10 protein-coding genes are annotated in these 13321 nt (G+C 48.7%); all 10 read right to left on the reverse strand.

All coding sequences use genetic code 11. The features are described 5' to 3' along the window. Positions 1-22 precede the first annotated feature (22 nt). The 10 genes from H581_RS0129830 to H581_RS35815 all read right to left on the reverse strand — a co-directional run bounded on the left by H581_RS0129830 (position 23) and on the right by H581_RS35815 (position 13312). Positions 23-1363, reverse strand: a complete 1341-nt coding sequence (locus H581_RS0129830) for a UDP-glucose dehydrogenase family protein (RefSeq protein ID WP_029192452.1) — start codon at positions 1361-1363, stop codon at positions 23-25. Positions 1364-1396: 33 nt separating this feature from the next. Beyond that, positions 1397-2767: a sugar phosphate nucleotidyltransferase gene (locus tag H581_RS0129835; protein WP_029192453.1), complete on the reverse strand. Its 1371-nt coding sequence runs from the start codon at positions 2765-2767 to the stop codon at positions 1397-1399. Between the two features lie 23 nt (positions 2768-2790). Next, positions 2791-3777 (reverse strand): polysaccharide pyruvyl transferase family protein, encoded by a 987-nt coding sequence (locus H581_RS0129840; RefSeq protein WP_029192454.1) that lies wholly within the window; start codon positions 3775-3777, stop codon positions 2791-2793. Between the two features lie 45 nt (positions 3778-3822). Beyond that, positions 3823-4374: an acyltransferase gene (locus H581_RS39415; RefSeq protein ID WP_281169584.1), complete on the reverse strand. Its 552-nt coding sequence runs from the start codon at positions 4372-4374 to the stop codon at positions 3823-3825. Positions 4375-4442: 68 nt separating this feature from the next. Continuing rightward, positions 4443-7394, reverse strand: a complete 2952-nt coding sequence (locus H581_RS0129850) for a chitobiase/beta-hexosaminidase C-terminal domain-containing protein (RefSeq protein WP_051251460.1) — start codon at positions 7392-7394, stop codon at positions 4443-4445. A 24-nt stretch (positions 7395-7418) separates the two neighbouring features. Then, positions 7419-8306 carry a glycosyltransferase gene (locus tag H581_RS0129855; protein ID WP_029192457.1) on the reverse strand — a complete coding sequence of 296 codons (888 nt, stop codon included), beginning with the start codon at positions 8304-8306 and terminating at the stop codon, positions 7419-7421. Next, the gene (locus H581_RS0129860; protein ID WP_036720512.1) at positions 8303-9349 is read right to left on the reverse strand and encodes a glycosyltransferase family 4 protein; all 1047 of its coding nucleotides are present in this window, start codon (positions 9347-9349) and stop codon (positions 8303-8305) included. The genes H581_RS0129855 and H581_RS0129860 overlap by 4 nt, the downstream gene beginning before the upstream one ends. Further along, complete coding sequence (locus tag H581_RS0129865; protein ID WP_029192459.1) at positions 9342-10715, reverse strand: lipopolysaccharide biosynthesis protein; 1374 nt, start codon at positions 10713-10715, stop codon at positions 9342-9344. The genes H581_RS0129860 and H581_RS0129865 overlap by 8 nt, the downstream gene beginning before the upstream one ends. A gap of 3 nt (positions 10716-10718) precedes the next feature. Further along, positions 10719-11966, reverse strand: coding sequence for a glycosyltransferase family 4 protein (locus tag H581_RS35810; protein ID WP_051251461.1), 1248 nt, complete (start codon positions 11964-11966; stop codon positions 10719-10721). After that, a complete protein-coding gene (locus H581_RS35815) occupies positions 11963-13312 on the reverse strand; it encodes an O-antigen ligase family protein (RefSeq protein ID WP_156889722.1) in 1350 nt (449 codons plus the stop codon). Before H581_RS35815 ends, H581_RS35810 begins: the two co-directional genes overlap by 4 nt. Positions 13313-13321: the final 9 nt, after the last annotated feature.

Consider the following 13321-nt stretch of genomic DNA (forward strand, 5'->3'; position numbering starts at 1 on the left):
CAGAACCCCACTATCGTTAGAATTACAATTGCAAAACAGGAATTTGCTGTTTAACGCCTTGATTCAAGCTCGGTCGGCCGACGGAATAATAAACGAATGCGGTCCCGAGCAAATCTTCCTCTTTAAACACATTGCGTCCGTCGATCAGAATGGCCTGCTTCATGACGGATTGCAGCAGATTCAAATCCACTTCCGCGAATTCATCCCATTCCGTCAGTAAACAAAGCGCATCCGAGTCTTGAGCCGTTTCGAGCGCCTGATTGCACCAAGTGACGCCTTCCTTGCCGTATAAGGCCTTGAAGTTTTCCATTGCAATTGGATCGTAAGCTTTCACCTTCACGCCGCTCTCTACCAAATATTGAATGATTTCCAGTGCGGGTGAATCGCGGACATCATCGGTATTCGGCTTAAAGGCCAATCCCCATAACGCGACTGTCTTCCCTCGCAACTGGCCGTTAAAGATCGTCTCCAGCTTGCGGATCACATTAAACCGTTGATCTTGATTCACTTCCACAACCGATCGCAGCAGCTTGAACTCGTAATCGACGTTACCGGCGATTTGGATAAGGGCTCTGGTATCCTTCGGAAAACAGGAGCCTCCATAGCCGATTCCGGCTCTAAGGAACGACTGTCCAATCCGCTTATCGTAGCCCATCCCTTCCGCAACCTTCGTCACGTCCGCTCCTACCTTCTCGCAAATGTTCGCAATCTCGTTGATGAACGAAATTTTCGTAGCGAGGAAAGCATTGGACGCATATTTAATCATTTCCGCGCTGCGGATGTCCGTCACGATAATTTGTTCCGTCAGCGGCCGATGCAGCTCTGCCATCGTATCGGCTGCGCTCCCGGAATCGGCGCCAATGACGATCCTGTCCGGATTCAGCGTATCCTTGACGGCGGAACCTTCGCGCAGAAATTCCGGCAGTGAAATGCTGTCGAACGGCTCGGATGTGCGGGTTGTGATCAGCTCCCGGATCCTTTCGTTCGTGCCGACCGGCACCGTGCTTTTTATAGCGATGATTTTATAGCCGTTCATCGCTTCGGCGATATCGAGGGCGGCTTGATTGATATAGGCCATATTCGCCTCGCCGCTTGGCATCGGAGGCGTTCCGACAGCCAGAATGATAATGTCCGATTGACGAACCGCTTCGGTCAGATCGGTTGTGAAATCGAGTTTTCCGGCGGAACGGTTCTTCTCTGCCAATTCCTTCAGCCCTGGCTCATAGATGGGAATCTCGCCAGCCTGCAGCATCTCGATCTTCCCAAGATCCTTGTCGACACAGATGACTTTATTCCCCAGCTCCGCGTAACAGACTCCCGATACGAGCCCGACATAGCCGGTGCCAATGACCGTAATGTTCATCTCTCATCACTCCCTATATTGAAATCCCGTCACTTATACGGTACATAATTCCATAATTTCGTTCCAATCGAAGGCTAGCCGGACGATATCTTCTTCAATAAGCTCCGACCCGGTTTGCACCTCGATGATGTCCATTTCCGTCTCCGCCCGCAAACTGTGCTTGCTCTGTTTCGATATAACGAGTACATCTCCGGCCTTTACCGGAAACCGCTTATCGTTCAGAATCATCTCCCCGTTGCCGGAAACGACGGTCCATACCTCATCTCTGAGCAGATGGTATTGATAGCTTAAATTTTGACCCGTTCCTATGCATATCCGTTTGGTCAGCACTTCTTTCCCGTCCGGATATTTCAAGTAATCGAGCACCCGGTAACGGCCCCAACGTCTCTCCTCGTACATCGGACGCTGATCCGCGTGCTTCATGACTTCCTTGATCATCGGGCTTGAAGCCTTGTCCGAGACGAGAATGCCATCCGGACTCGCCGCGACGACGACATTGGATAAATTAAGCAGCGTAATCGGAATATCCAGTTCGTTGATAATATGCGTATTTAATGAGTTGTCGGTAATGATTCCTTTGCCGATCAGCGGGGTCGCAATTTCCTCCGTCAGCGTATTCCACGTTCCAAGATCCTTCCAATCCCCTTCGTATGGCAGCGCGACGATATGATTGGCTTTCTCCACCACCTCATAGTCGAAGCTGTTCTTCGGAAGCTTGTCGTACTGCTTCGCCATCTCGTCGTATTGGATCGGAAGCCCATGCGATAGCAGAATATTGATAATGAAATCCAGCTTGAATGCGAAAACCCCGCAGTTCCAAAGGGCTGCCTGCTCGATCATGAGCGCCGCTTCTTCTTCGCGGGGCTTCTCCCGGAAGCTTTGAACATTCATATATGGCGCGTCATGCGTGGTCCCGATTTGCGGAACGATATATCCGTATTTCTCCGAAGGATATGTCGGTTTTACTCCCATCAGCGCCATATCCGCGCCCGATTCGTTCAAGACCTGGTCCAGTTCTTTGGTCTTGTGGAAGAACGACTCCTCAACGTAAGGGTCGACCGGCATGACCACGACCGTTTCATTCAGGCTGACGCCTTCAACCGAATACAAATAGGTGGCAGCAAGCGCGATCGCAGGATACGTGTCCCTTCTTTCCGGTTCGACGATCACATCAATCTCGCTTCCCAGCTGATTGTAGATCATTTCAACCTGCGGCTTGCTCGTTGCGATTAATGCATGATCGCGAAGCCCGGCGCTCTCTATCTGCCCCCAAACCCGCTGGACCATCGACTCAAGCTTCCCTTCCGAATTCCTGAGCACCTTCAAGAACTGCTTGGAACGGGAATCGTTCGACAGCGGCCACAGGCGTTTGCCCGAACCCCCCGAGAGTAGAACAATTTTCATGGTAACTCCTCCTATAAAAGTAGTTAACTGATTTGCGAAGCGCCTGAATTTGCTGCTTTTCCTTCATTCTTCACAATCAATTGGGCGGACCCTATGCCGCTTGTCCATGTATGATAATAGTTGGAGTTCTTTCCGTAAGAATTGTCCAGGAGCGTATTGGGCTTGTCCATTAGGCAGGACAAGATATGGCCATGAAGCCTTGACGTCTGCACGTTCCGGTAACCGCTGAAGCGCTTGACTGCTTTATCTACCAGATAATCGGTGTACCTGCCCCAAATCGCCTGCATGGGAAGTGGAGCGCCGCCTTTCTTAATCATTCTGACAATGAGATTAATCGATTTCTGCTCCACCCTGTTGTACAAGGAGGCCCAGTCCAAATAATCGCCGCGGCCCGCGGATTCGAGTTTCTCCTGCTCGGCCGTTTTTTCAATATCCGTTCGGAAGAAGCAGAGCAGTTCTTTGTCCGGGCTGTCCTTGTGCCGGATCGGCCATAATTGATGGGCCATGTCGGGCGATAAATATACGCTGCATCTATGAAATTTCTCGGTTGCAGCGCGGTAGGACAACGTGTCGCGGACATAGAGATGAATATCTTTATGTCCATTGAATATTTGTGCCGTCCGGTCGAATTCAGACTCTTTCTTATAAAATATCGTCTGTGGGAGCATCACGATCCGGTGGTGCGGATAGCTGGCAATGATTTTCTCTCGCAGCTTCTGATGCGCCGGATACAGGTCGCCGAAGTTCCCTCCCCCATGCAGTACGATAATATGATCTTTCGGAATGATGAGCGAATCGGGAAAATCAAGCACGCTGTAGCGTGCATGGACGCGGATATTATAGTCCTTGAAGAACGCCTCCGTGCCTTTCATAATGAGCAGGTCGCCGCCGTTGCTGTGAACGGGAATATCGATATAGTAAATATTGGAGCCCGGCGGAATGACATCCGAAATTTGGCCAAGCTTATTTTTCAGCACATCCATAGGGTGAATATTCGGGGTACTCTGCATGATAACTCTCTCTCCTTTATGTTATTTATTATCATCTCTGCCATTCTAGAGGCTCCACTCGACATTCCGTTTAACTTCCTTTGCCGGTACTCCCGCTACAAGCGTACAGGGCGCCACATCCTTCGTTACAACCGAACCCGCCGCTACAACGGCACCGTCGCCAATGGTAATGCCCTTTAAAATCGTCGATTTACAGCCGATCCAAACCTTATTTCCAATGAAGACCGGCTTCGTCGATTCGGTACCTATAAGTTGATGATAATCCGTGTCTATGATGGATACGTCCCAGGAAATCGCGCAGTGACTCCCTATCTTTACTTGCTCCTTGCACCTGATTTCCGATCTTCGATTAATAAAGGTGTGATCGCCAATCTCGATCTTCGCTTTACCCGATTCCAAATAAATGCCGATATCTTTATGCAGGATGACGTTTTTTCCGATAATTAATTTGGAATTTTTAGCTTTGGATACGATGACTCTCCCGCAGACCCGAAGCATGCTGCCTCCCTGATCCAGCTTCATTCTAAAGAACAGGCCGAGCAAAATGCGGTATCCGTATCTGACATATTCGTTAAGGCTTCTCTTTCTTTTATCCACTATGTCCTTCACCTCCATGGGGTGGAATTCCATCCTTGAAGATGGCCGGCGAGATAATCGAGAAGCGATTATTGCGTGCTGAAATCGTAATAAAATTTGGTCCGTTCTCCGAGTACCAGCTTGTAGATATCGTAGTTGGTCGCCATGACTCCCTTCAGGTACTCTTTATATGGACGGTCGGCGACATTCACAAGACCCGAGTTATAGCGTTCGCCCCAAATTCCTTCCCAATATCTGCCGAGACCGGCCTGGTCTACATAATTGAAAACATGAGCGCCCACAACATAGTCCAGACCGGCTGCCTCCTCCACATAATTCCGGTAACGCAGTCCCCTCTGCGACTGGTCCGCGGCTGTATTAGGAATGAGAGACTCCAATCCTTGTTTCGTCGCGCTGTAACCGAATTCGCTAATCAGAATCGGTTTGCCGCCCGATTTCGTGTACACATCTTCCAGAAGATTGGCATCCAGCTTATAAATGTAATAGTTGATGCTGATGACATCCACGTATTTCCCTTCCACCCTCGCCATATAGCTCCGAATCTTCTCATTGTGGAAAGGCGTCGTTAACCAGCGGTCTCCAAGAAGAAGATGATTCGGATCATATTTGCGGTAGATCCGTGAAACCGTTCCATAGAACGTATCCAGGTAATAGGTGAAAAATTGGTTCATATCGCGCCAAGCCTGCGATGTTTCGATTGGCAGCTCCGCTTCATTCATGTCGCTGAAGGATTCGAAGCTTGTTTGCCAATGGCTGTTGAATTTGTTTATGTCCTGATATTTATCCCTCAGCAATTTAACCAAACGGGCTTTGATCGCCGTTTCGCTTGCCTTCAGCTTCGGCACATGGGAATAAAACTTATGGAAATCGTATTCGTTGCCGATGAAATAACCGATCAAATTCGGATCGTCCTTGTTCGGCAAGACCGCATTGGCAAACGCTTTATCAATCTTGGCTGCCGCATCCGGCGCAAAAATGTCGAATATCGAAATCCCGTCAATCTTAGCCCAATTCATGCTGCTCAGAGGAAGCATCCGCACGTAAGGCATGTTCTCTTTGCCGTATTTCTCAGGCGAAAAGCCTCCCGCGCTGTTAAATCCCCATTTCTTGATGCGCTCGGCCGCTTCGGAATAGATCGCATGCTCGGTTGGGACTACCCCTGTCTTCCTGTATTTGTTCGCCAAGTAGAACGAGAAGTTATCGTCCCCTCCCAGGAAAGCCGTCTTGTATTCCTCCAGAATAGATGGAATCGATTCGAACAGCTCCTCCCGGCCTTTTACCATCGTATAGGTTTCATTGGCCGTAAGTCCGTTCACCCCCAGGCTGAAGAAGAGATTGCCTTCCGGCGTTGTCATCACTTTGCGGCTTCCCATCTGCTGTATGGAGAAAAAGCCCGTTTTCTGTAGCCCGTATTTTACCGCGCTGCCTGCCAGACCGCCGTAACGGTCCCGGTTCGTAGGCGGCGTTAAACCGCCGTAATAGGAGGCGTCTGCCGCGGCATCCGCTTCCAGCTGCTGTTCGGTTGTCACCTTCTCGGGAAAAACAGCGGATTTCATCTGCCCGAACCTGTCCACTTCAATTCGTTTGCTTGCGTTTAGCGTATATTTACGAATTGGACTTGGCTCCAAACCATCCTTGACGGCATAGGTTTCCAGCAAGTTATAACCCGTGAGCTGGAGCGGTTCGGTATAGCGCAGGAAGACGGGCCCCTTATTCAAACGGTAATAAATGTTGGCTCCGCCCGAAGCCGTAGACAGTACAGCCTGCAGCGATTCGGTGCTTCTGGTTGACTGAACCGCCACGGAAGAGGTGCTTCGATTGAACATGACATTCGAAACTTGGGGCGACCAAGACTTCGATCCGTGCAGCTCGATTTTCAAATACCTCGTACCCGCAGGCAGTGACGAATGCTCGTAAGCGTACTTCTGCCAATTGGATACCGGATGGCCTACCGCATAAGCTTTAGCAGAAATTATTTCGGTATAGTCCTTTCCGTTCTCCGAGACAAAGATCCGATGTTTCTCGATGGCAATTCCAGTGAAAAAGTAGCTGTAGAACGTAAAGGAAGAAATATCGTAATCCGTATGATAAATGATGTTCCCTGGATTCACTGTGGTACGAGCCATTCGGTTCGAATCGTTGCTGAAGTAATAAGGATGATCACTCGCAATATAAATACTAGATTTGCTGTCAATCAGTTCGAAATTGTCAAGCGGATCGTTCAATCCGACTGCCTTATCCAAAGTACCTTCCGGCACATAATGGTAGCTGGAAACCCGGCTTGCCGCTGATCTGTCAGCCGAACGGCTCACGGCGGTAACCTTTAATTCGAGTTCGTTCAACACTATAATCGGTGAGGTATAAAGCTTTCGTCTAAGAGAAGTTCTAGGATCGCTGCCGTCCGTGGTGTAATAGACGGTGTCGCCGGCTGTTACCCTTTCCAACATGACCATACTGCCGTAAGGGACGGACCCCGAAGGCAGGTTGGAACTTACGCCCAATGAACCGTTCAGTACGGCTTTCCCGATTACAGGCGATTTAGCGATTTCACTGCCGGTGAATTCTATCTTCAAATATTTTGCATCCCCGCTAAAGCCTCGCAGTTCATACACGACGAAATTTATGTTATCCCCGTCATTGAAAATTTGCGGAGTCGCTTCCTCGTAATTCAAACCATCGGAGGAGACATAAAACTTCGGGTGATCATACGGTCCGCTGTTCGCGCGATAGTACGTGTACAAAGAAAAAGTCCTGAGAGGACCGTTCGTCCGGTAGGTCATATATTCCTTAGGCGCATGGCTTCGGATCACCCGGGTGGGATCATCGGCATCAGGATATTCTTGTAGAGAAAGCGTCTCCGAACGTTTGTATACGTGACTCCAATCCTTAAGATCATCGACCACGATTTCAGCAGAAGTAGCAAAACCGTGTATCGGCATAAGGATTATAAGTAAACTTAAAATCAATAACAGATAAAACAGTGTCTGATTTCTTCTCTTCACGTTTGTTAACCACTTCACCAATTTTCTCCTTTACCTCTTAATCTAGTTATAGGTTCGCAATACACCGCTGATTAAGCCGTTATTGTATATAATTTTGCTAACATTGCGGAATATCCGATTCTTATCGAAGAAAAAAATGATCGTGAGCAGCAGAAACACCGGAACCTTCAGGACGGATTTGACGATAATGCCCGTTTTCCGCTCCGAGCTGACCGCGCTGCTCACTCCCTGCCAATAAATCCTGCGCAGCAGCCATTTTCTGCTAACCCTGCTGCTTGGAATTTTGTGCCGCACCCAGGCATGCGGCGTGTAGTAGACGGTATAGCGGCTGCGGATCCGGTCAATGAGCTCGGCTTCCTCGCTTGAGAGCAGGTTGCTTCCCACTCTGCCCAAATCCTCGCGAAAAGGTTTAAGCGAATGGAACACGGATTTGCGGAAAGCTACATTGGCTCCGAACGGTATGGCCGGCTTTTGCATTTCTACAATTTCATGGGAATAATCCAAAATGGTATAGAGCGTCCGGTTTTCCGGTAAAAGCCAAGTCGGCTCCGCCCCTTCCCATGCCGGTTCGATTTTGCCTCCGACGCAGCCGATCCGGGGATCGGTCTCGAATAAGGAGACAATTCCGCCGATCCATTCCCTGGAAGCTATGGCATCATCGTCCAAGAACAATATATACTCGCCCTTCGCTTCGCGAATCGCACGATTCCGGGCTACGGAGAGCCCCAGCTTCTCTTCATAAACATAAATAATAGGGACGCTTGTCATCTGATTGACTTCTTGAACAACCTGTTTGGTATTGTCGGTGGACCGATTGTCAACCACAATAACCTCAAAAGCATCCGTAAAGTTTTGCCGTAAGAGACTTAAAAGCGCTTCTCTCACATCCTCAGCTCTGTTATGGGTGCAAATTGCTACTGTCGCTTTCATGCGTTCACCTCGTACCGTTTTGTGCCGGTATAAACTTTTATCATTTTTCCGGCTATTCCCTGCCAGTCCAGTTCTGCCAATTTTTTTGAAATGTGCTTCTCTGCCTCGTCCATATTCATATTGACCGACATCTCCAGCGCCTTGCGCAACCCGTCCGGGTCGGCAGGGTCGTATAAGATTCCGCATCCTTCGGAAACATATTCGCTGAGCGAACCGAGATTAGGAGCAACGACCGGCTTATAATGAGAAAGGGCCAGAATCGCGCTTCCGGAAGTCGTAATCTGGTTATAAGGCAGCACCATCACATTACCCGCCCGCAAGTAGTCGACAAGCTCGTGATCATCTACAAAATGAGGATAAACTTTGATTCTGCCGTCATTAACCGGGTCAATGTAATCCAATTTATAACCGTCATCCACTTTTCCCGCTATCAGCAGTCCGGCCGACTCCAGCTTCATCGAAACAAAAGCTTCGACCAGCTTTTCAATTCCTTTATAAGAGTTGATTCTGCCGATAAATAAGAACAGGAACTGTTCCGGCGGAATGCCAAATCGCTTACGGATATCCGTCCCGTTGCCGACATAGGCATCCACGTAATGGCCATGCGGCGTGACGATCAGCTTATCGGCGCTTACCCCGAACGTTTCGATCACTTCTTGTTTTACCGTTTTACTCATGACGAATCCCTTGTTGCAGACGGATAAAATAAACTTTCGCATCCTATAATCCCATTTATTTTTGCCCGTCGCATGCGGCCAAATATTGTGAACGGTCCAAAATAACCGTACGCCCCGTACTTTCAAAAACAAAAGAAGTCCGGCAAATAACATTGACTTTATGATCGTAAGGGGGAAATTGGACGCCTGATACGAGTAACTGGGCCAATGCATGTGGACGATGTCTCCCTTTGCAGGTTTAAGCGTGTTCTTGGTATCGTAATGTTCCACCTGCAGACCGTTATCTTCGATGGACTTTGTCAGCAATTCGGAGTATTTGTTAAATTCGCTAACTTTCGGCCACATGTAAACCGTTGGGTTACTCATCCATTCCACCTGCTCTTCCAGCTCTTTTAATGATCTTTTTTTCTCTCAGACGTCCGATCAAGAAGCGGAAATCGTCTTTATCAAATAGCATACCGGCAAACCGCACCTTAAACACGACCCGCATCGCGGCAATCGTGATCAGCAATCTCACCAGCGCACCGATTAATAAAGATAAAGCAATTCCGTTCAGACCGTATAAAGGGGTAAAAACAAAGAATAGTCCGATCGTAATCGCAAGCGCTATTACTTGTCGGATCAGCACGAGCCCGGGACGACCCAATGCGTTGAACGAAGTTGCCAGAATCCATGAGCCGCCGCCGAGAATGCATTCTATCGAAAGCAGATAGAAAGAGGTACTGGCCTCCAGAAATTCCTCGCCGAATAGAATACCCATCAGGAATCTGCCGACGAATACACTCGGTACGACCACGATCGTCATCAGGATAAGCGACAATCGGAAAGCCCGGCCAACCGTTGAGATAATCTTGTCCTTGTCCAGCCCGGTCAATTTCGGAAAGATGACATTCGAGATAGCCAACTGAACCGTATTGAATACGCGGGACAGTGCATAAACGACGCTATACAGACCGAAATCCCGCGGTGTAAGCAGCGACAAAATAATGATTTTGTCAAACTGCGAATACAAGGTTCCCAGCAGTTCAACGCCAAATACCCTGCTTCCGTAACCGAACAACGACTTGGCCGCTGCCCGGTCAACCAAACGTTTGAACCAATTGATTTTCAGCTCGCCCCTCAGTTGGAACAAGGACCAAATGACGACTACCAGCGTCGTGATCAGGAAGACGAATGAGGCGGCGTGGATATTCAGCACTCCGACCCATAAGAGTGCGATGATACCCGTCAAATTAAAAAGCGGAACAAACAACCTCACGCCGTTATAGATTTTGAAGTTGTCCGTGCTTTGCGCAAGCGCCGTAATCAGATTGACCGCAAGCAGCAGCGGCAGCGTCAGCACGGTGTACCACTTTGCGGTCTGAATGACCTCCGCAGAATAATTGCCCAGCCAAACCGGGAGATAGACCCATGAAATAACGCCGACAAGGATACTCACCAGGAGTTGGAAAAGAAAGCCTGCCCTGATGTATTCCGCTCCTTTGCCGGCTTGTCGCTTAATGTTATAAATAAGAGATGTAGGAAGTCCGAATCCAACAACCCCTACCAGGAAGGTCGGCCAGAACAGAATCGCCGAAAATTCCCCTTTGCCTTCGACGCCGAACATTCTCGCTGTTACGATGGAGGTCAGCGTAGTTATAATCATCACCATAAAATTTGTTGCGCTAGTACGTAAAATCGTATGAACAAGACCATTCCCATTTAATAATTTACGGATTGCCAACTGTGCCATAGACTACCTTCCCACATCGGCCTTTATTTTTTTCCTGGAAAAAGCGTTCACCGATTTTGCAGTACCGGTTGCCTGAAGCATGACCGATTCATATAATTCCGTATGCTGTTCAAGCAGCGATTGTTTGGTGAACTTGCGGCTGTGCTCCAGACATTGACTTTGTATCGTTCTTTTCTTTTCGGCCGAGCAGGAATAATATTCCTTTAACTTATCTTGAATCGCTCCTGAACTGCCCGGTGCAAACAGATATTGACTGCGATTCAGTACAACGTCCGGAATTCCTCCTACTGCAGAGGCGTATACGGGCGTGCCGACCTGATAGGATTCGATGATGACCCGCCCGAACGGCTCTTCCCAAATCGAGGGAACAACGGTTACGTCTACTTGGCCCATGAGCTCCCGCGCTTCAGCCGGCTTCACTTTGCCGGTGAACACGATGCGGCCGTCATTCCGGCACGCTTCCGAAAGCTCCTCCTTCAGCTTGCCTTCGCCGCATACGTACAGCTGGTCCACCATCTCTTGCGGCATCGAACGGACGGCGTCGACGAGTTCGCGGACGCCCTTCTCCGGCTCGATTCTGCCGAAATAGCCGATGCGCAGCGGTAGACGTTCGAAGTCCTTCTCTCCCGCGACGATGTCGCCCTCCACCGCGTTCGGAATGACCAGTTTCTCAGCATTCGGAAACAATCCCGATTCCGTATGACGGTTTAAAATATGCGAAGAGATACCTACAACCGCGGATACCCGTTTGCTGAATCCAAGAGAAGTCAGCTTGTACAACCCCGACATCAGCGGATTGGATATTGGCGAACTGACAGGCGAGATAAGCGAGTAATCTCTTAATGTATGAACGATCGGCACGCCCGCTTTGAAGAAAGCTGTCCATATCCCTGCTCCGAAACCGGACAAATTCTGAGTATGAACCAAATCAGGTTTTATTTCCTTCAACAGGTTCGTCACAGTCGCAATTTGCAGAGGATTATAAATATCGACAAGTCTGCGAGCTACCTTACTCAGCATGCCGTGGTTTTCGGCGTCGCCGATCCAATACAAATTGTTGTAAGGAACACGATGAACCGTAACCCCGTTAATCGTCTCTGACGTTATGCCGGCGTTTCTCTTTTGTCCTCCTGTCGTAATCACATGGACTTCAGCGACGGTATCCAGCGTTTCGGCTAAGATTTGCGTCGATATTTCCGCACCGCCGATAATATGCGGGCTGTACAAACTATTTACAATAACGATTTTCATGCCTTTCGTCTCCATTCGCTATAGATAGGTCTAACGGGCGGCGTTTGACCTTTAACCCGAACGGGCACACGTACAGGCATACCGGTACGTATGGCTTCCGTTTCGAACCCTCCCCCGCGGATGAACCCGAACAACAACCAGAAATCCAGAAAAGCATAAGAATCAAAATTCATGACGAGCGAGATACATAACGCAAAAGCGAATTTCGAATACGAATTTGCCCCGCAGCTGCGAAAAATCGAAACCAGAAATCCTCCAAATAGGATAACCCCTATAAGGCCTTCCTCAGCGAACACCTTCGACACCATATTTCTCGACGTTGCCGCATAGGGTTTATTAAATACCAGGTCGTACACTTCACTGAATTTCAATCCATTGCTGAAATGCTGCTGTAGAAGGGAGGCAAATTCCGTATAATAAAAACCGCCGCCTAACCCAAAAATCGGATATCTGGCAAATTCCAAAAAACCGATGGCCGGAAACACCAGCCTAATAAAAAAAGAATTGTCATTATTTATTAATTGTTTGAAATTAAACTGAAAACGGTCCGTAAAATAGCCGGTTACCTTGAACGTTTCGATCAGATAAGGCACGCCTACGACAACGACAAGGGCGCAGGCGACCAGAACGACCAGCATCCGTCCCCTGTTCTTGTTCGTTATCAGCACATAAATAACCAACGCGACCAGCAGCACGGTATATGCGTATGCGGAGAAGGAAAGCACCATAAGCAGCATCGTAGCGATAAGCAGATACAGCTGCTTACGGAATCCCTGCTTAAACAGGAAGAACATAATTAACCCGCCGCTCAGCATATGAATCGCCGCCCATGAAGGCTCGCCCGACAGCATTTGAATTCTCCGGAGATATACTTTATCCGCGAACAGTCCGGTAAAGGCTCCGGAAAATCCGCTTCGGATGAAAAATGCGTCGAATAGCTGAAGAAAACCGGCAATAAGCGGAGGAATAAAGGCTATCGCAATACTTTTGGCGATGCGCTTTATAATCTCCGGATCTTCTTTCGCTTGCTGAGTGACATAGACCGATACCCGATACATGGACAGACCGAACAGAAGCGTGATAATATGCGACGCGCTGCTGCCGATATCACCGTTGTTTATTCCAACGATTAAGGAATGCCCGATGCTGTACATCACGAAGAGGAGAAAGAAAACATCACCCTTCTTGAACCTGAAATCGGTAAACAGAAGCAAGACGGATGCAAGGAACATCGGAAACATAGATATCGGCCGATAGACGGAGAACTGGATATAGGGCAAGCTGTCATACGTCAGGAGCATCAGGGATAACATAAACAGCGCAATTACAAGATTTCGAATAACCAACACCTGCTC

This window comes from Paenibacillus harenae DSM 16969 (genome assembly GCF_000422465.1).
Taxonomy (GTDB): domain Bacteria; phylum Bacillota; class Bacilli; order Paenibacillales; family Paenibacillaceae; genus Pristimantibacillus; species Pristimantibacillus harenae.